At 59.6% G+C, this 18,193-nt stretch carries 16 protein-coding genes; 8 read left to right on the forward strand and 8 right to left on the reverse strand.

The features are described from left to right. Positions 1-3 precede the first annotated feature (3 nt). Entirely contained in the window at positions 4-1,632 is a 1,629-nt protein-coding gene (locus JGZ97_RS15800) for an ATP-binding protein (RefSeq protein ID WP_207063662.1), read from the reverse strand. A 371-nt stretch (positions 1,633-2,003) separates the two neighbouring features. On the opposite strand from JGZ97_RS15800, the gene JGZ97_RS15805 reads away from it, so the two are divergent. Continuing rightward, a complete protein-coding gene (locus JGZ97_RS15805; RefSeq protein ID WP_207063663.1) occupies positions 2,004-3,545 on the forward strand; it encodes a DUF3369 domain-containing protein in 1,542 nt (513 codons plus the stop codon). A 15-nt stretch (positions 3,546-3,560) separates the two neighbouring features. On the opposite strand, the gene bfr (JGZ97_RS15810) is transcribed toward JGZ97_RS15805, so the two are convergent. The 4 genes from bfr (JGZ97_RS15810) to JGZ97_RS15825 all read right to left on the reverse strand — a co-directional run bounded on the left by bfr (JGZ97_RS15810) (position 3,561) and on the right by JGZ97_RS15825 (position 6,608). Further along, positions 3,561-4,028, reverse strand: coding sequence for a bacterioferritin (gene bfr / locus JGZ97_RS15810; protein WP_207063664.1), 468 nt, complete (start codon positions 4,026-4,028; stop codon positions 3,561-3,563). A gap of 18 nt (positions 4,029-4,046) precedes the next feature. After that, positions 4,047-4,511, reverse strand: a complete 465-nt coding sequence (bfr, locus tag JGZ97_RS15815) for a bacterioferritin (RefSeq protein ID WP_207063665.1) — start codon at positions 4,509-4,511, stop codon at positions 4,047-4,049. An 86-nt stretch (positions 4,512-4,597) separates the two neighbouring features. After that, positions 4,598-4,780 carry a (2Fe-2S)-binding protein gene (locus JGZ97_RS15820; RefSeq protein ID WP_207063666.1) on the reverse strand — a complete coding sequence of 61 codons (183 nt, stop codon included), beginning with the start codon at positions 4,778-4,780 and terminating at the stop codon, positions 4,598-4,600. A gap of 193 nt (positions 4,781-4,973) precedes the next feature. Further along, positions 4,974-6,608, reverse strand: a complete 1,635-nt coding sequence (locus JGZ97_RS15825; RefSeq protein ID WP_207063667.1) for an electron transfer flavoprotein-ubiquinone oxidoreductase — start codon at positions 6,606-6,608, stop codon at positions 4,974-4,976. 263 nt (positions 6,609-6,871) lie between these two features. On the opposite strand from JGZ97_RS15825, the gene JGZ97_RS15830 reads away from it, so the two are divergent. From JGZ97_RS15830 to JGZ97_RS15860, 7 genes are all read left to right on the forward strand, one after another. Next, the gene (locus tag JGZ97_RS15830; protein ID WP_207063668.1) at positions 6,872-7,621 is read left to right on the forward strand and encodes an electron transfer flavoprotein subunit beta/FixA family protein; all 750 of its coding nucleotides are present in this window, start codon (positions 6,872-6,874) and stop codon (positions 7,619-7,621) included. Between the two features lies 1 nt (position 7,622). Continuing rightward, a complete protein-coding gene (locus tag JGZ97_RS15835; RefSeq protein WP_207063669.1) occupies positions 7,623-8,549 on the forward strand; it encodes an electron transfer flavoprotein subunit alpha/FixB family protein in 927 nt (308 codons plus the stop codon). Between the two features lie 216 nt (positions 8,550-8,765). Then, positions 8,766-9,545: a CDP-diacylglycerol--serine O-phosphatidyltransferase gene (pssA, locus tag JGZ97_RS15840; RefSeq protein WP_207063670.1), complete on the forward strand. Its 780-nt coding sequence runs from the start codon at positions 8,766-8,768 to the stop codon at positions 9,543-9,545. Between the two features lie 260 nt (positions 9,546-9,805). Then, the gene (locus tag JGZ97_RS15845; RefSeq protein WP_207063671.1) at positions 9,806-10,084 is read left to right on the forward strand and encodes a hypothetical protein; all 279 of its coding nucleotides are present in this window, start codon (positions 9,806-9,808) and stop codon (positions 10,082-10,084) included. Further along, positions 10,081-11,091: a heme A synthase gene (locus JGZ97_RS15850; RefSeq protein WP_207063672.1), complete on the forward strand. Its 1,011-nt coding sequence runs from the start codon at positions 10,081-10,083 to the stop codon at positions 11,089-11,091. The genes JGZ97_RS15845 and JGZ97_RS15850 overlap by 4 nt, the downstream gene beginning before the upstream one ends. Further along, positions 11,088-11,990, forward strand: coding sequence for a heme o synthase (cyoE, locus tag JGZ97_RS15855; RefSeq protein ID WP_207063673.1), 903 nt, complete (start codon positions 11,088-11,090; stop codon positions 11,988-11,990). The genes JGZ97_RS15850 and cyoE overlap by 4 nt, the downstream gene beginning before the upstream one ends. A gap of 129 nt (positions 11,991-12,119) precedes the next feature. After that, on the forward strand, positions 12,120-12,719 hold the full coding sequence (locus JGZ97_RS15860; RefSeq protein ID WP_207063674.1) for a Yip1 family protein: 600 nt from the start codon (positions 12,120-12,122) through the stop codon (positions 12,717-12,719). Positions 12,720-12,790: 71 nt separating this feature from the next. Here JGZ97_RS15860 and JGZ97_RS15865 read toward each other — a convergent pair whose 3' ends face one another. The 3 genes from JGZ97_RS15865 to JGZ97_RS15875 are packed head-to-tail and all read right to left on the reverse strand — an operon-like array spanning position 12,791 to position 17,479. Further along, positions 12,791-13,846 carry a 2-oxoacid:ferredoxin oxidoreductase subunit beta gene (locus JGZ97_RS15865; RefSeq protein ID WP_207063675.1) on the reverse strand — a complete coding sequence of 352 codons (1,056 nt, stop codon included), beginning with the start codon at positions 13,844-13,846 and terminating at the stop codon, positions 12,791-12,793. Between the two features lie 3 nt (positions 13,847-13,849). Continuing rightward, positions 13,850-15,703, reverse strand: coding sequence for a 2-oxoacid:acceptor oxidoreductase subunit alpha (locus tag JGZ97_RS15870; protein ID WP_207063676.1), 1,854 nt, complete (start codon positions 15,701-15,703; stop codon positions 13,850-13,852). A 3-nt stretch (positions 15,704-15,706) separates the two neighbouring features. Then, a complete protein-coding gene (locus JGZ97_RS15875; protein WP_207063677.1) occupies positions 15,707-17,479 on the reverse strand; it encodes an FAD-dependent oxidoreductase in 1,773 nt (590 codons plus the stop codon). Positions 17,480-18,193: the final 714 nt, after the last annotated feature.

An 18,193-nucleotide genomic window follows, 5' to 3' on the forward strand; every position in this document is an offset into this window, starting at 1 on the left:
GACCTACCAGAGATCGTCGTCCGAGTCGTCCACCTCGGCATGGAGCGCCAGCGGCAGCCGGAGGGTGAAGCGGGTGCCCTGACCGCGCTCGCTTTCGCACTCGATGCTGCCGCCCAACTGGTTGTTTACAAGGTTGTAAATGATGTGGGTCCCAAGCCCTGTGCTGCCTTGGCTGCGCTTGGTGGTGACAAAGGGGTCGAAAATGCGATGGCGGATGGGTTCGGGAATCCCCTCGCCGTCGTCTTCGTAGACGATCTTCAATTGCTCGCTTTCCCGGGTGGCGGCAATTCGAATATGACCTCCCCGGCGCTCAAAGCCATGTACCAATGAGTTGCTGATCAGGTTGCGCAGCACCAGTTGGAGACTGTTGGGGTAGCTGACCAGCGCCAAGGCCGGCTCGCACTCAAGGGAGAGGGTGCAGCCGCGTTCCGACATCTCCTGCCCAAAGGCACCGGTGGCCTGGCTAAGGGCGTCACAGACTTTAAAGCGCTCCGATACCTCTCCGCCCTGGTCGGTGGTGATCTGCTTAAAGGTGTTGACCAGCTCGGCAGTGTGCTCCAGGTTGCTGTGGATAAGCTCGCTCGCTTCGCGAATTTCTTCGGTGATCTCTTGCAACTGAGCGCTGTCTGCGGAGCGAGGCAGGGCAAGGGCGCTTTCGAGCGCCTCGATGTTGTCACTGAGGTGGCTGGCCATGGTGATACCGTTGCCCACCGGGGTGTTGAGCTCATGGGCCACCCCGGCGACCAGCTCCCCCAGGGCTGCCATCTTTTCCGATTCGACCAGCCGGTCCTTGGTGCTTTTCAACTCCTCGATGACCGAACTGAGTCGCTCATTGGTGTGTTTGAGGGTGGCGGTACGGTACTTCACCCGCTGCTCGAGCTCTTCGTTTAGGTCTTCAAGTGCTTGTTGCGCCTGCTTTTTGGCGGCCAGCTGACTGCGAATATTGTTTCGCATAAGGTTGAGGGTCTCCACCAGCTGGTCGATGGCGTCGGGGGCTTCGGTGTCCTGAGGGCGACCTTCAAGGGTCAAGGCTTCATCCAGGTTGTCCAGGTCCAGGCGTTGGGTGTAGCGCGACAGGCCGTTCAGGTGGCGGACCACTAGCAGGTGGACGATTACCAGGATGCAGATCGAGACCAGGAAGGTCTTGATCGCTTGGCTGCCGAGAATGACCAGAAACCTCTGCAGCAGGCGCTCGTAGACATTCTCCAGGGTTGCGCCTACCGCCAGCCGGCCCACCAGGGTTTCCCGGTAATAGAGGTCGAAGGCCTCGGTAATCGGATAGGTTGTTTCAGGGTCGCCCCTTAAAAACACCGCCTCTTCCTTTCCCGCGACGATCTCGGTGATGGAGGCGTACTCGATATCTGGAAGCTTAACGATGCCGTCGAGCTGAATGGTGATCTGGTCCTTGTCCAGCTTCCAGAGGCTGGAGGCCAAAGAGTCCAGGTAACCGGCTTCAATGGAGTCGATGCCCTTTTCGATGCTGCGCACGTCCTTGCGGTAATCCCAGAACAGCTGTGCGCCCGTGCTGACGACTGCCAGCAGGGTGCTGCATAAGACGATATAAAGGAGCAGCCGATAAGAAAGCCGGTTTTGCCGAGTGTGTTGGCGGAAGCGGGTGAACAGCCTTTGCATTAAGCGGCCTGTTGGCAGGAAATACAGATAAAAATCCCTGATATGAAAATGAAAATTAGCAGAGGCGCTAGGACTCAGGCAAGTATGGCTGTGTTTTCCAAGTGCTTTTCTGCTGGCTGGTTGAGTTAGATGCCAAAGTGCGGCTATTTATGCCTATTCGGGGGCTGTCTAGTACCTTAGGGTGTGGCCGCACTTGCACGGCTGTTGCTGGAGGAAGCGGCATCCGTCGGCAGGATGGGGTGTCCTCTATTACTATTACCAGAGTCAAACCGCCAACCGCCCGCCGACTCAGGGACGTCGGCGTCGAAGTACGTTTGACCGGCTCGTCAGGGAGGAGTTACCGGCTGTGCGAGCAGGTCCCGGAGTAGTAGATGATGGAAGACGAACTGATTTTTTCGGACGAGGTGGCGGCTCCCGCCGAGGTGCACCGCAGTCCCTGGCGAGTGCTGATCATTGATGATGAAAGCGAGGTGCATAAGGTCACCAAACTGGCGCTGAAGCGCTTCTCCTTTGACGGTCGGCCGCTGGCGTTCTTAAGTGCTTACTCTGCCCGTGAAGCCCGGGCGTTGCTGAAGAGTACGCCGGAGGTGGCGGTCATTTTGCTTGATGTGGTGATGGAAACCGAGAGCGCCGGTCTCGATCTGGTGCGCTTTATTCGTCGTGATCTTCAAAATCATACCAGCCGGATCGTGCTGCGTACCGGCCAGCCGGGGCAGGCCCCTGAGCGGGAGGTGGTGCGTGAGTACGACATCAACGACTACAAGGCGAAAACCGAGCTGACCTCGCAAAAGCTCTTTACCCTTATGCATGCGAGTCTGCGTTCCTACCGGGATATCGTGACCCTGGAAAAAAGTAAGCAGGGGCTGGAGAAGGTGATCCGCGCCTCAAAGGGCATCTTTGAAAAACGGGCCTTTCAGGGCTTCGTGGAGGGGGCGATGGAGCAGCTTCTGTTGCTGCTGCGGCTGGATGGCTCTTCGATCTATACCTATGACTCACTGGCTTTGCAGTTACAGGACGCCCAGCTTAAAGTGCTGGCCGCCTCCCACGGCAACGAAATGGGGGTTGAAACCCTCAAAGTGTCGCAGCTGCCGGACCGGATGCAGTCTATCGTGCGCGAGGCGGTGGAGAGCCGCAGTAATGTATTCCGTAATGGCTGCTTGGTGATTTACTGTGCCAACGAGCGGCTGACCACGCTGTTTTTTGTAGAGGGGGTGCACAACCTCTCCGAGATGGATCGCAACCTGTTGAATCTGTTCACCGAGAATATCGTGGTCGCCCTGGAGAATATCCGTCTCAACGAGGTTCTGCGCGAGTCCAAAAAGGAGATTATCTACCGCCTGGGGGAGGTGATCGAAACGCGCTCCGAAGAGACCGGTTACCACGTCAAGCGGGTCGCGCTCTATGCCGAGCTGATCGGTAACCTGGCCGGTTTGCCGCCGGAGCAGGTAGATGTGCTCAAGCAGGCGTCGCCGCTGCACGACATTGGCAAGGTGGGTATCCCCGACACGGTGTTGAATAACCCCGGTAAGCTGGCCCCCGATGAGTGGGAGGTGATGAAGACCCACGCCCGGCTGGGGCATGAAATTCTTCGGGGGTCGGGTAATCCGTTGCTGGACGCGGCTGCCATCATTGCCTTGACTCACCATGAACGTTGGGACGGTAGCGGCTATCCTGCGGGCCACCGGGGAGAAGACATTCACATATTTGGTCGGATTACCGCTCTGGCCGATGTGTTTGATGCGTTGGGCAGCTGGCGCTGTTACAAAGAGCCTTGGCCGGACGAGAGAATATTGGCGCTGCTGGGCGAGCAGGCAGGGCGTCACTTTGACCCGCACCTGGTTGGCCTGCTGCTGGAGAATCAGGCGCAGTTTTTTGCCATTCGCGACCGCTACCGGGATGAGGCGCCGCACTAACTAACGGCGCCGGTTTCACTGTTGGGACTGAAGGTAGTTCTGAATGCCCAGTGATTTGATCAGGCCCAGCTGTTGCTCAAGCCAGTAGGCATGATCCTCTTCGGTATCGGCCAGGAGCTGCTCCAGAATGCGGCGGCTCTGATAGTCGTGCTGCTGTTCACACACCTCGATGGCCGCCTTCAGGTCATCGACAACCTTGTACTCAAGGTCCAGATCATTGCGCAGCATCTCCTCAACCTGGCTGCCGACCTTGAGCGGATCACGCTGGGTCATGTTCGGTGTCGCCTCGAGAAGGAGCATGCGCTCGATCAGGCGGCTGGCATGTTCGGTCTCGTGAGCCGCTTCATGGCTGATGTGCTCGTGCAGCTTGCCATAGCCCCAGTCTGCAAACATGCGCGAGTGAATGAAATACTGGTCGATGGCGGTCAGCTCGTTGGCCAATAATTTGTTGAGCTGGTCGATAACTTTGGGGTCGCCTTTCATGAGCCCTCCTCAAAGACGTTACATCTGCGATTGCAGGTAGTTTTCCAGTCCGACCGCGCTGATCAGCTGGAGCTGGGTTTCGAGCCAGTCCAGATGCGACTCGGCGTGCTCGAGCAGGCCCGCGAGCAGATTGCGGGATACGTAGTCCTGCTGTTCTTCGCATTGGGCCATGGCTTTGCGCAGCTGATCGATCTTCTGTTCTTCCAGCTTCAGGTCGCAGGTTAGTGTCTCCTGGGGATCTTCGCCGATATTCAGCTTGCCCAAGTTTTGCAGGTTGGGAAGGCCTTCCAGGAAAAGAACGCGTTCGATCAGATCGTCGGCGTCTTTCATCTCTTCAATCGAGCGGTGGTAGGCCTTGTCGTTGAGCGCGCCGTAACCCCAGTTGCGGCACATGCGGGCATGGAGGAAATGCTGGTTGATGCCGGTGAGTTCGGTGGTGAGCACCCGGTTGAGCAGGGTGCCGCTTTTGGCGTGATCTTTCATCATGTACCTCCTCGCGTCTAATTACCTTAGACGGGAGGTACAAAACCTTCCACTTTGCAGGGAGCTAAGCAGGAAGGGCTGTTGGCTCAGCGCGTTTGAGGGTTTTGCTGACGGCTTTCGCGGATCACCTGTTTGGCGCTGGAGCAGCAGCGGCCACATTCGCTGCCCACCCCGAGCTTGTCGCTGAGGTCGCGCAGGCTGTCGGACCCTTGGGCTACCTGTTGCTGGATCTGGCGGGTGGTGACGGCACGGCAAACACAGACAAACATGGCTTTCTCCGGAAGTGTGATACCCCGTATTCTATGCGAATGAGAATGATTGTCAATAGTGATCGCATTCGGTTTGTTGTGTCCATTGACTACCGCAACAGGTGATGCGGGCTTGCGAAGAAATAAGAAAGGCCCGCATGACGCGGGCCTCTGCCGGGATGCGGGCGGTCGGTTGCCGCCCGGAGTGGGGTGGTTACATGTTGGGGTAATTCGGACCGCCGCCGCCCTCGGGGGTGACCCAGGTGATGTTCTGGGACGGATCCTTGATGTCGCAGGTCTTGCAGTGAACGCAGTTCTGGGCGTTGATCTGGAATCGTTTGCCCTTCTCGTCCTCGACCACTTCGTAGACCCCCGCGGGACAGAAGCGCTGTGCCGGTTCGTCGTAGAGGGGCAGGTTGCGCTCCAGGGGAATGTCCGGGTTCTTGAGCTTGAGGTGACAGGGCTGGTCCTCTTCGTGGTTGGTGTTGGAGATAAACACCGAAGAGAGCTTGTCGAAGCTGATGACCCCGTCGGGCTTGGGATAGACGATGGGCTCGCACTCGGCGGCGGGCTTCATCTGCGCATAGTCGGCGGTTTTATCGTGCAGCGTGAAGGGCAGCTTGCCCTTGAACCAGTTCTGGTCCAAGTAGTTGAACGCGCCTCCCATCAACGTACCGAACTTGTGCATCGCCGGACCAAAGTTTCGGGCGCGGTTTAGCTCATCCCAGGCCCAGGAGGCCTTGAAGGCGTCGCCGAAGGCAGTTAGATCGCGGCTATCGGCGTTCTCGTCCTGGAGTGCCTCAAACAGGGTGTCCGCCGCCACCATGCCGCTCTTCATTGCGGTGTGGGTGCCCTTGATCTTGGCAAAGTTGAGGGTTCCTGCGTCACAACCGACCAGCAGTCCGCCGGGGAAGTGCATTCTGGGCAGGGCGTTGAGCCCCCCTTTGGTAATGGCGCGGGCGCCGTACGCGACCCGTTTGCCGCCTTCCAGATATTGCTTGAACACGGGGTGGTGCTTCATCCGCTGGAATTCATCGAACGGGCTCAGGTGCGGGTTGCTGTAGCTCAGGTCGATAATCAGTCCCAGCATTACCTGGTTGTTTTCGGCGTGGTAAAGGAAGGAGCCGCCACTGGTCTCCTTGTCCAGGGGCCAGCCGCCACCGTGGATCACGAGGCCCGGCTTATGCTTGGCCGGGTCGATATCCCAGAGCTCCTTGATACCGATCCCGTAATGCTGAGGATCGGCGTCTTTGTCCAGCTCGAATTTGGCCATCAGTTCTTTGCCCAGGTGGCCACGGCAGCCTTCAGCGAACACGGTGTACTTGGCATGCAGCTCCATGCCCGGCATGAAACTGTCCTTGGGCTCGCCATCGGCGCCAACACCCATGTCGCCGGTGGCGACTCCTTTTACCGACCCATCTTCATGGTAGAGAATTTCTGCGGCGGCAAAACCAGGGAAAATTTCGACCCCCAGGCTCTCGGCCTGCTCGGCAAGCCAGCGGCACAGGTTGCCGACGCTCGCCACGTAGTTGCCTTCGTTGTGCATGGTTTTGGGCACAAAACCGTTGGGAAGCTTGCGGGCGTTTTCCGAATCCTTGAACAGGTAGATTTCGTCATCGCTCAGAGGGGTGTTCAAGGGAGCGCCTTTTTCTTTCCAGTCAGGGAAGAGTTCATTCAGCGCCCGGGGTTCAATGACCGCACCGGATAGAATGTGAGCGCCCACTTCCGATCCTTTCTCCACTACGCAGACCATCATCTCCTGGTCTTTTTCCTGAGCCTGCTGCATCAGTCGGCAGGCGGTCGAAAGGCCGGCGGGGCCTGCACCGACGATGACGACATCGAATTCCATCGCTTCTCTTTCCACAACCCTGCTCCTCTTGTCTTGTCGTTTTCGGGACCGCACCGGTGTCTCGGTGGCGGTTGGGCGTTGATGAGGCTAGATACTAGGGAAAACCCTAATTAATTTCAATAATGGATTGCATTTGATAATCTTCGTTGGTAGTTTACTAGGGAAATCACTTATTCGTGTCTCTCCTGTTGTGTGTAGGGGGACGAGCAACCAAAGAAGCGCGCCGGCGCTTCTTTTTTTCAAAACAAGAAGACGGGGACTCTATGAAGGTTCTAGTAGCTGTTAAGCGAGTCGTTGACTACAACGTCAAGGTTCGGGTCAAGGGTGACCAGAGCGGAGTTGACCTCGCCAACGTCAAGATGGCGATGAACCCTTTTTGTGAGATAGCAGTCGAGGAAGCGGTTCGGCTCAAGGAGAAAGGGGTGGCCGAGGAAATCGTCGTGGTTTCCATGGGCCCCAAGGCCGCTCAGGAGCAGATTCGCACCGCGATGGCCCTTGGGGCTGACCGGGGTATTCTGGTCGAGACCGACGAAGAGCTGGAGTCGCTGGCAGTCGCGAAACTCCTGGCGAAGATCGTCGAAGAGGAGCAGCCGGGGCTGGTGATCCTCGGCAAGCAGGCCATCGATTCGGACAACAACCAGACCGGGCAGATGCTCGGGGCGCTGACCGGTATGCCGCAGGGGACTTTCGCCTCCGAGGTCAGTATGGGAGAAGGCAAGGTTGAGGTGACCCGTGAAATCGACGGCGGTCTGCAGACCCTGTCGCTGAATCTGCCGGCGATCGTTACCACTGACCTGCGTCTGAATGAGCCGCGTTACGCCTCTTTGCCCAACATCATGAAGGCCAAGCGCAAGCCGCTCGAAACCAAGACGCCCGCCGACCTGGGTGTGGACGTGGCGCCGCGCCTCAAAGTCCTCAACGTTGCGCCCCCGGCCGAGCGCCAGGCAGGTGTGATGGTGAGCAGCGTGGACGAGCTGGTGGAGAAACTGAAGAACGAGGCGAAGGTGGTTTGATATGAGTATTCTGGTAATTGCCGAACACGACAACAGCGCCCTCAAGGGGGCGACCCTGAACACGGTCACCGCCGCCGCCCAGATCGGTGGAGAGATTGATGTACTGGTCGCGGGTGAAAACTGCGGCGCGGTGGCCGAAGAGGCGGCAAAAATTGCCGGCGTCAACAAAGTGCTGGTAGCGGATGACGCGGCCTACGGGCATCAGCTGGCCGAGAACCTGGGACAGCTGGTAGCGGATCTGGCCGCGGGTTACAGCCATGTGCTGGCTTCAGCCACCACCACCGGCAAGAATTTCATGCCTCGGGTTGCTGCGCTGCTGGATGTGGCCCAAATCTCGGATATCGTCGCTGTCGAGAGTGCCGATACCTTCCAGCGCCCCATCTACGCGGGCAATGCTATCGCGACGGTGCGGTCGGGCGATGCAACCAAGGTGATTACGGTACGCGCCACAGCCTTCGATGCCGCCGCTACCGAGGGTAGCGCCAGCGTCGAGTCTTTGGATAAGGTGACGGACGCCGGGGTTTCCTCGTTCGTGAAGGAGGAGCTGGCAAAATCGGACCGGCCCGAGCTGACTGCCGCTAAAGTGATTGTTTCCGGCGGGCGCGGCATGGGGAACGGTGAAAACTTTGCTCTGCTGGAGAAACTGGCCGACAAGCTGGGGGCGGCTGTGGGGGCTTCCCGTGCGGCGGTGGATGCCGGCTTTGTACCCAACGACATGCAGGTGGGACAGACTGGCAAGATTGTCGCCCCGGAGCTTTATATTGCCGTAGGCATTTCAGGCGCGATTCAGCACCTGGCCGGTATGAAAGACTCCAAGTACATCGTCGCCATCAACAAGGACGAGGAGGCGCCGATCTTCCAGGTGGCCGACTATGGTCTGGTGGCGGATCTCTTCGAAGCGGTGCCGGAGCTGGAGCAGAAGCTCTAATCCTGGCCGCCTCTGATCCAGGGGCCCATCGCGTACGCCCTGCGTGATGGGCCCTTCGCTCTGTGTTTACCGCAGAGCATTGGTGTCCCAAGCGTTGTCTTGAACCCTTGCCCGGCTCTCGCCGGGCTTTTTTGTTGCGCACAGGGTGCCCGATTGGCTGTATCCCGGGATTCGATTTATCATACCGTTTTCTCCAGCTAGGGATGCTAAAGCCTCATGGTTGAATTACCGCCAAATGAACCGTTGTCCCCTGAGGATGAAAGCAGGGATCCCAGCACTGGCAAGAAAAAGCGCAGCCGAGGGATTTACTTACTGCCCAACCTCTTCACCTCGGCGGCACTGTTTTCGGGTTTCTTCGCCATTATTGCCGGAATGAACGGGGCGTTTGAGAAGGCGGCTATCGCGATTTTCGTCTCAATGGTGCTCGATGGGCTGGATGGGCGCGTGGCGCGCATGACCAATACCCAGAGTGAATTCGGCGCCCAGTATGACAGCCTTGCCGACATGGTCTCTTTTGGCGTGGCGCCAGCCCTGGTGGCGTTCTCCTGGACGCTGGGGTCGGTGGATAAGCTGGGGTGGTTTGCCGCTTTTGTTTACGTAGCCGGTGCGGCCCTGCGTCTGGCCCGTTTCAATACTCAGATCGGGAGTGTCGACAAGCGGTTTTTTATCGGGCTGCCCAGCCCCTCCGCTGCGGCGGTGGTTGCCGGCATGGTCTGGGTGGGAACGGAGTTTAAGGTCGACCCCGCGGATTACGCCTACCCCGCCGCCTTTCTGGTGGCGGCGGCCGGCCTGCTGATGGTCAGCAACGTTTACTATCACAGCTTCAAAGACGTCGACTTCAAGGGCAAGGTGCCCTTCGTAGTTCTGCTGGCGGTGGTTTTGGTCTTTGGGGTTATTTCCATCGACCCGGCCACGTTGCTGTGGCTCATCTTCCTGGCCTACACCCTCTCAGGCCCGCTGCTGGCCCTCAATCGCTGGCGTCGCAAAGCCGCCTGATTCTTACCCACCCGGTGTCGCTTGCGCGGGCCGGGTAGCCCCCGTGGCCAGCAGTCGATCCCGCCGCCCCCACTTCGTACCAAAAACCGTTTAAAAAGCGGTGCCTGGAACAGGAACAGCTCCGGCACGGTCCTTCCGAACTCCCTTGCTATACTCCAAAACAGTGTGCAAGGGGGATCCGGAGGGCAGGCTATCAGACGGGACCAATGTCGGCAGGATGTGCTGCAGCGCGTTAACGTTAGAGTCTTGGGAGCCGGGGCGTGACCGGCGTGGGGATGGCCGGGCTCTTCTGGTTATGCCTGGTGATGATCGGGGTGGGTTCCCTTGCAGGCTGGGTTTTCCTTCTGCGCGGCCGCCGGAAGGTCCAGCGTCCATTTCACGGCTTTTGGGCTGAGTTCGGCTGGGGCTTGGTGCCCGTGCTGATCTTGCTGGCGCTGCTGTTGCCGGCGGCGGTGAAGCAGGCCGGACGGTTGGCCTTGCAGCCGGTTCCTGAACCTGTCCCGACGGCTTCGCCGTTTTCTGTCGAGGCGCTTTCTTGAAACTGCCCGCGCCCCGGGAGTTTAGCCGCCTGCTCTTGCTGGCGCTGCTGCTGAGCTTTTTGGTGATGTCTGCCGGAGCTTTCACCCGCCTCTCCCATGCCGGCCTGGGGTGTCCAGACTGGCCCGGCTGCTACGGGCGCTGGGTGTTGCCGGCCACAGACCCAGCCCAGCTGCAGTCGCACTTTCCCGACCAGCCGTTGGACCCGGTCAAGGCGTGGATCGAGATGGGGCATCGTTACATGGCCGCCTCGCTGGGATTGCTGGTACTGGGGCTGGCGATCTGGGCTTGGCGCCTGCGCGGTCGTTACCAGGTGCCGACCACGGCGCTTTCCATGCTGGTCGCACTGGTGGTGGTTCAGGGGGCTTTCGGGCGCTGGACCGTCACCCTCAAACTCTGGCCGCAGGTTGTGACGCTTCACCTGCTCGGGGGGGGGCTCATATTCAGCGTATTGCTGCTGAGCTGGCTGCAGACCAGGCGCCAGCAGGCGATACCGGGCGCATCTTCGCCGCCATCCTATGTTCGCTCCTGGGCCCTGCTGGGCGGCGTGGTTCTGCTCTGCCAGCTTGCCCTGGGGGGCTGGACCAGTGCCAATTATGCGGCGCTGGCATGTCCGGATCTTCCGCTGTGCCATCGCGGGGTAGATGTGACGGTCGACTGGCGCAGCGGCTTTAACCTGTTGCAGGCGGTGGGCCCCAGTTACCTCGGGGGGCAGTTGGATAACGCCGCGCGCGTGGCTATTCATCTGGGGCATCGGCTGGGTGCTCTGGCGACGTTCCTGGTGCTGGGCGGTCTGGCTTACTGGCTGATTCGTTGTGGCACAGGCCTCTTGCAGCGGCGTGGCCGCTGGCTGCTCGGGGCGCTGCTGGTTCAAGGGGGGCTCGGTGCGCTCAACGTGTTGTTGGGCCTGCCGCTGGTTCTGGCGCTGGCCCATCACGCGGGTGCGGTCCTGTTGGTGGCGGCCTGGCTTGGGGTGTGGGACGGACTGGTGAGGGAGCCGGCGCGATGATACTCAAAAGTGCGCTGTTGGTGCGGCCCGGTTGGCGGGACCTGTTGGCGCTTTGCAAATTGCGCGTGGTCTCCGTGCTCCTGGTGACGGCGCTGGTGGGGTTGTTGTTGGCACGGCCAAGCTTACCGCCTCTGGGGCTGGTTGCTGCGGCCATGCTGGGGATTGGCCTGCTGGCCAGCGCCGCGGCCGCGCTCAACCACCTGGTTGACCGAAGAATTGATGGCCGCATGCGGCGCACCCAGCGACGGCCGTTGCCTGAGGGGCGGGTGGCGCCAGTGCAAGTGCTGTTGTTTGCCTGTCTATTGGCTACGGTCGGGGTGTTGGTGCTGACCTTCTGGGTCAATCCCCTGACGGCTTGGCTTACCTTGGGTGCCCTGGTGGGCTATGCGCTGGTTTACAGCTACTGGCTAAAGCGCGCTACTCCCCAGAATATTGTCATTGGCGGCTTGGCCGGGGCGGCCCCTCCGCTGTTGGGCTGGGTCGCCGTTACCGGACAGGTGGAGCCGCAAGCGCTTTTACTGGTGGCCATCGTCTATGTCTGGACGCCTCCGCATTTCTGGGCTTTGTGCTTGCACAAGCGCGATGAGTACGCTCAGGCCGGCGTGCCCATGCTGCCGGTCACCCACGGCGAGAGGGTGACCCGCGAACAAATTACGGTGTTTGGCTGGCTGCAGATACTGGTTACGCTGCTGCCGTTTTTTTATGGCAGCGCCGGCTGGCTTTACCTGGTAGGTGTGCTGATCATCAACGCTCGCTTTCTCTATTGGCTGGCCCGTATTCGGGACCCCAGCGACAGCAAAGCCCCCATCGCAACTTTTGTTTTCTCCATCAAATACATACTGCTTTTGTTCCTGTTCCTGCTGCTGGATCACTATCGGATTTTATTTAGCAGTATCTGATGGGCTCGGCGCGCACTGCTATAGTTAGGGTAATACCAGAGCGGTCAGCTGGGATATGCGCCCGCCGACCGAGCGTGCAATAAGCCTGCGCCAAGGGGGAGTCCTAGAGCGCGAACGGAGGGGCAACCGATGATTTTGCAGCATATGTTTGGAGTGCTTTCTCACCCCAGGGATGAGTGGAAGTTGATTCGTGAGGAGCATTACTCGGCCATCAAGTGCTACGGGTCACACATGGTGTTTCTCGCCGCGATTCCGCCCTTGGCCGCCTTCATCGGGACGACCCAGGTTGGTTGGAGTCCGGTGGGGAATGAGTTCGTAAAACTCACCGTCGGCAGCGCCTTGCCGATTGCCATCGCCTTTTACTTTGCCTTGCTGGCGGGGGCGGGGCTGATGGCTTGGCTGATTCACTGGATGGAGAAAACCTACGGCTCCCGGTCCAGCTTCGATGAGTGCATGGTGTTGACCGCGTTTACCGCCACACCGATGTTTCTGGCCGGTCTAGCGGCGTTGTATCCGGTGCTGTGGTTCAACGTGCTGGTGGGGATGGCGGGCCTCGCCTATACCATTTATCTCCTGTATACCGGGGTGCCGGTGCTGATGAAAATTCCCGAGGATAGGGGGTTCTTTTTCGCCTCGTCCATCTTGATGGTGGGGATGATTCTGCTAGTGGGTATGTTGGCGGTTACGGCCATTCTCTGGGGTACGGTCCTTACACCTCGCTTCACCTAGCGCGAATGAAAAGCCAGCAACGAAAAAGGGGCCGCGAAGGCCCCTTTTTCGTTGCGATGGCGCGCTTCGCTTCAGCGGAAGCTATCGTTAATCACCTGGAGCACGTCGTTGCCCGGGCACAGCGCCTGCTCGTTCAGCTGGTTCAACGGTGTGTCGCTGGTCTCCAATACTTCATGCAGGTCCTCGGCGAACGGATCGACGTAGAGTAGGCCGGTCAGAATTTCACCCTTTGCCTTGTGGTGCTCCACCGCCGAAATGGCTTCGGCGCGGTTCTGCGGGTCGTAGTCATCCCCCGTCTGCTGCAGGCGGATGATGGAGCCATCATGCAGGCAGATATCCCGGCAGGTCACCCCGACCGGGCAGGCGGAGGTGATCTCCTCTTTCACCGGCACAAAGTCGCTTACCGAAGCGGTTTCGATATGGTCGCGCACGTAGTCATAGCTTTTGGTGGAGCCCGGGTGATTATTGAAGGTCACGCAGGGAGAAATGATATCGATAAAGGCGAACCCGCGGTGGCTCAGGGCGGCCTTTAGCAGGGGCACCAGCTCGTTTTTGTCGCCTGAAAAGCTGCGGGCGACGAAGGTGGCTCCCAGCTGTATCGCCATGGTCGCCAGGTCGATGCCCTCCAGCAGGTTGTCTTCGCCTTTCTTGCTTTTCGAGCCGCGATCGGCGGTGGCGGAGGTCTGTCCCTTGGTGAGACCGTAGACCCCGTTGTTGGCGACCAGATAAAGCATATTGAGGCGCCGGCGCACCACGTGTGCAAACTGCCCCATGCCGATGGCGGCGGTATCCCCATCGCCCGACATGCCGATGTAGGTCAGCTCCTTGTTGGCCATGTTGGCCCCGGTCACGATGGAGGGCATACGCCCATGCACCGAGTTGAAACCGTGGGCTTTGTTGAGAAAGTAAGTGGGGGCCTTGGATGAGCAGCCGATCCCTGACAGTTTGGCGATCCGGTGTGGCGGCAGCGAAAGTTCATGGCAGGCCTGGATAATGGCCGCGCCGATGGAGTCGTGCCCGCAGCCGGCACACAGGGTGGAAAGGGGGCCTTCGTAGGCCTGCTGGGTCAGGCCCAGGTCGTTGACGGGCAGCCTGGGGTGACGGAACGAGGATTTCTGATAACTCATGATTTACCTGCTGGCCACTTTGAGGGTTGATGTCTTGGCGGGCTCGCCTTGCTGGTGCGTCTCGATCTGCTCGCTGATAAAGCGGGCGGTAATCGGCAGGCCGTCGTAATGGAGCACGGGTACCAGTTCTTTGGGGTTCACTTCCAGCTCGTTGATCAAAAGCGTGCGCATTTGTCCGTCGCGGTTCTGCTCGGCCACGAAAACGAGGTCGTGGTCCTCGATGAACTGCGCCACCTCCTCGCCAAAGGGGAAGGCGCGAATGCGGCAGCTGTCGACGGCAAGGCCCTTCGCTTCAAGTAACTCAATGGCCTCGTCGGCAGCGACGGCGGTGGTGCCGTAATGGATCAGCCCCACCTTTTTCTTCTTGCCGTGTTTGCTTGTCTGGATCTCGGCCTTGGGCAGGATCTTGGCCGCGGTCTCAAACTTGCGGTTGAGCCGGTCGACGTTGTCGACGTAGATATCGCCTAGCTCACTGTAGACGGCGTAGTGATCGCGGGAGGTGCCCCGGGTGAAGAAAGCGCCTTTGGTGGGGTGGGTGCCCGGGTAGGTCCGGTAGCAGATGCCGTCCCCGTCCACGTCCAGGTAGCGGCCGAACCGCTCGACTTCGTCCAGCTCTTCCGCGTTCAGTACTTTGCCCCTGTCGTAACGGGTCTGATCGTCCCACGCCAGCGGGGCGCTGATGTGGTCGTTCATGCCCAGGTCCAGGTCGCTCATCAGGATCACCGGTGTTTGCAGCCGTTCGGCCAGGTCAAACGCCTGGGCGCCCAGCTCGAAGCACTCCTTGGGATCGGAGGGGAACATCAGCACGTGTTTGGTATCACCGTGGGAGGCGTAGGCGCAGGCCAGCACGTCGGGCTGCTGGGTGCGGGTGGGCATACCGGTGGAGGGGCCTGCCCGTTGCACGTTGATCAGCACGATGGGCAGCTCGGCAAAATAGGCCAGCCCCAGGAATTCGGTCATCAGGGAGATGCCCGGGCCGCTGGTGGCGGTGAAGGCGCGGGCGCCGTTCCAGGCGGCGCCAATGGCGACACCGATGGCGGCCAGCTCATCCTCGGCCTGCACCGCGGCGTAATTCTTTTTACCGCTGGCGGGGTTGATGCGCAGCCGCTCGGCGTACTTCATGAAGCTTTCCACCACCGAGGTGGAGGGGGTGATGGGATACCAGCCGCAGACGGTGGCGCCGCCGTAAAGGGCGCCCAGCGCCGTGGCGGTATTGCCGTCGATCATGATCTGATCACAGGCTTTGTCGCTGCGCTTGACCCGAATGTCCAGGGGACAGTCGAAATTGACGGAGGCGTACTGGTGGCCCAGCTCCAGCGCGTAAATATTTGGGATGATCAGCTTTTCCTTGCCTTTGAACTGATCCTTCACCAGCCCTTTGAGCACCTCGAACTCGATATCCAGCAGGGCTGCCAGGGCGCCCACGTAGATTACGTTCTTAAACAGCTGGCGCTGACGCGGATCCTCGTATTCGCGCAGGCAGATTTCGGAGATGGGAATGCCGATCAGGTTCACATCTTCGCGCACTATCTCCGGTTCCAGCGGCTTGGTGGAGTCGTAAAGAAAGTAGCCGCCGGGTAGCAGGCTGCGCATATCCCGGGCCAGACTCTGGGAGTTCATGGCCACCACGAGGTCGGGGCCCCCGCCGCGACGCCCAAGGTGTCCGGCCTCGCTGACCCGGACTTCGTACCAGGTGGGCATGCCTTGAATGTTTGACGGGAATTCGTTGCGCGGCGCGACGGGCAGTCCCATGCGGAACAGCGCCTTGGCAAACATCAGGTTGGCGCTGGCCGAGCCGGTCCCGTTGACGTTGGCGAAGCGGACCACGAACTCGTTGACGGATTGAATCTTTTGCATCGTTTAGACCCCCTGCGCTTGGTTCAGGATGAATTTCTGCATGTCCCAGGCGCCGGTGGGGCAGCGCTCGGCACACAGCCCGCAGTGCAGGCAGACATCTTCGTCTTTCACCATCACCTGGCCGGTTTTGAGATCGGCGGAGACATAGAGCGGGTCCTCGCTCTCGATGGCCGGTACCCGCAGCCGGGAGCGCAGGTCCTCTTCTTCGCCGTTGTGGGTGAAGTTGATGCAATCCATCGGGCAGATGTCAACGCAGGCATCGCACTCAATACAGCGCTTGGCGCTGAATACGGTCTGCACGTCGCAGTTAAGGCAGCGTGCGGCTTCGGCTAACGCCAGTTCCTCGTCAAAGCCCAGCTCAACCTCCGCTTTGGGCTCTTTCAGAGCCTTGCGCAGGTCCATGTGGGGAACCGCCTGGCGCAACTCATTGGAGATGGTGTTGTGGTAGCTCCATTCATGTACCCCCATCTTCTGGCTGACCAGGTTGTAGGTTTCGGCGGGGCGGTCAGCGACCGCGTCCTGACCCTGGCAGAAGAGGTCAATGGAGACCGCCGCCTGATGGCCGTGGGCCACGGCGGTGATGATGTTCTCGGGCCCAAAGGCCGCGTCGCCGCCGAAAAAGACCTTGGGGTTGGTTGACTGCAGGCTGGTCTTGTCCAGCACCGGCATATCCCACTTGTCGAAATCGATACCCAGGTCCCGTTCGATCCAGGGGAACTGCGCATCCTGGCCGATCGCCACCAGTACCTGATCGCAGGGAATAAAGACGGGATCGTCACCGGTGGGCACCAGGCTGCGGCGGCCGTTCTCGTCGTACACCGATTTGACCACTTCGAAACGCATGCCGGTGAGCTTGCCGTTCTCCACCACGTACTCCTTGGGAACGCGGTGGTTGATGAACTCAACTCCTTCGGCCTGGGCGTCGTCCTTTTCCCAGGGGGAGGCTTTCATATCCTGGTAACTGGAACGCACTACCACTTTGACGTCCTTGCCCCCCAGGCGCAGGGCCGTGCGACAACAGTCCATGGCCGTGTTGCCGCCGCCGAGCACGATCACGCGTTTGTCGGCAGAGCTGATATGGTCGAACGCGACGCCGGCGAGCCAGTTGATGCCGACCTGGACTTTGTCTCCCGCTTCGCCGCGCCCGGGGAGGTCGAGATCGCGCCCAGAGGGGGCGCCGGTACCGACAAACACGGCATCAAAGGCCTCGTCCAGCACGGCTTTGAGGCTAGTGATGTCTTGGCCAAAGCGGGTATCCACACCCATATCGAGAATGCGGTCTACTTCTTCGTCCAGTACCGATTCAGGCAGTCGAAACCCGGGAATCTGGCTGCGCACCATCCCGCCGGCTTTGTGCTCCCGATCAAACAGGGTCACTTCGTACCCTTGGGGGAGCAGGTCCCGAGCGACGGTGAGTGAAGCGGGGCCGGCGCCGATAAGGGCGACCCGCTTGCCGTTTTTGGCTGACGGCACCTCGGGCAGATAAGGAGATATATCGCCTTTATTATCGGCTGCGGCCCGTTTCAGCCGGCAGATGGCCACGGGCGTCTCCTCCACCCGTACCCGCCGGCAGGCAGGCTCGCAGGGGCGGTCACAAACGCGGCCCAGGATGCCCGGGAATACATTGGATTCCCAGTTGATTAGATAAGCATCGGTATAGCGCCGTTGAGCGATCAGTCGAATGTATTCGGGAACGGGAGTGTGCGCGGGACACGCGTACTGACAATTGACCACCTTGTGATAGTAGTCGGGCGATTGCACATCGGTTTCTTTCAAGGCTGCCACCTGCTCGTCATCTGGGTTCAGAGCAGAACCACGAGGGACGGGGAAAGCCCCGGCGTGTTAAGGGTGACCGGGTCGCAGCTGCAGGCGCTACTCTAATCGGCGGCGTCCAGACAGCTATAAGCCTGTGCCTGTGATTCGCTCCATGCGAAAACTGTGCGTCATCACCGGCGGTGGAGTTGGGGCATGGACCCGCTCTGCTTCTACTTAACCGGGACAACAGCGTTTAGTGTATCGTCGGGGCCGTGCGACAACCACCGCTTTTCTATCGACAAAGGTCCAAATTCGAGAAGGCGTCCGCCACCTGCGTGAAGCAAGATAATTTGTTCAACCTGATTGACACCATGAGCCAGCTGGGTAGAATGCCCGTCCCTCGCCGCTGACGGCGAGCCCCCGCTCAGCGGGGGCAACGGTGAAACGAAGAAAATCGAAAACACCGTTGACAGCGAAAAGAGGTGCTCTATAATATGCGCCTCGCTTGTAACGAAACGGGCCGCCAAGCGGCAGCACAAGCAACGCTCTTTAACAAATCGACCATGCAATTCGTGTGGGCGCTTGCCGGGATAGGTTGTAAAGACTTATCGAAGCAAGTGACTCGTGAATTCATAGAACTATTCGTACTTACGAACAGTTAAGTATTCCAGTTTTTGCTTTGAGCTAGATTTTAGTCACTTTCGAGTGGCGACAAATTTAAACTGAAGAGTTTGA

It is taken from the genome of Motiliproteus sp. SC1-56, assembly GCF_017309075.1.
Lineage (GTDB): Bacteria > Pseudomonadota > Gammaproteobacteria > Pseudomonadales > Balneatricaceae > Motiliproteus.

What these genes read in the sequence shown, in the direction of transcription:
- JGZ97_RS15800 (WP_207063662.1), bottom strand. Translation starts at nt 1,632, where the DNA reads ATGCAAAGGCTGTTCACCCGCTTCCGCCAACACACTCGGCAAAACCGG.
- JGZ97_RS15830 (WP_207063668.1), top strand. Translation starts at nt 6,872, where the DNA reads ATGAAGGTTCTAGTAGCTGTTAAGCGAGTCGTTGACTACAACGTCAAG.
- cyoE (WP_207063673.1), top strand. Translation starts at nt 11,088, where the DNA reads ATGATACTCAAAAGTGCGCTGTTGGTGCGGCCCGGTTGGCGGGACCTG.
- pssA (WP_207063670.1), top strand. Translation starts at nt 8,766, where the DNA reads ATGGTTGAATTACCGCCAAATGAACCGTTGTCCCCTGAGGATGAAAGC.
- bfr (WP_207063665.1), bottom strand. Translation starts at nt 4,511, where the DNA reads ATGAAAGATCACGCCAAAAGCGGCACCCTGCTCAACCGGGTGCTCACC.
- bfr (WP_207063664.1), bottom strand. Translation starts at nt 4,028, where the DNA reads ATGAAAGGCGACCCCAAAGTTATCGACCAGCTCAACAAATTATTGGCC.
- JGZ97_RS15865 (WP_207063675.1), bottom strand. Translation starts at nt 13,846, where the DNA reads ATGAGTTATCAGAAATCCTCGTTCCGTCACCCCAGGCTGCCCGTCAAC.
- JGZ97_RS15870 (WP_207063676.1), bottom strand. Translation starts at nt 15,703, where the DNA reads ATGCAAAAGATTCAATCCGTCAACGAGTTCGTGGTCCGCTTCGCCAAC.
- JGZ97_RS15825 (WP_207063667.1), bottom strand. Translation starts at nt 6,608, where the DNA reads ATGGAATTCGATGTCGTCATCGTCGGTGCAGGCCCCGCCGGCCTTTCG.
- JGZ97_RS15835 (WP_207063669.1), top strand. Translation starts at nt 7,623, where the DNA reads ATGAGTATTCTGGTAATTGCCGAACACGACAACAGCGCCCTCAAGGGG.
- JGZ97_RS15860 (WP_207063674.1), top strand. Translation starts at nt 12,120, where the DNA reads ATGATTTTGCAGCATATGTTTGGAGTGCTTTCTCACCCCAGGGATGAG.
- JGZ97_RS15805 (WP_207063663.1), top strand. Translation starts at nt 2,004, where the DNA reads ATGATGGAAGACGAACTGATTTTTTCGGACGAGGTGGCGGCTCCCGCC.
- JGZ97_RS15820 (WP_207063666.1), bottom strand. Translation starts at nt 4,780, where the DNA reads ATGTTTGTCTGTGTTTGCCGTGCCGTCACCACCCGCCAGATCCAGCAA.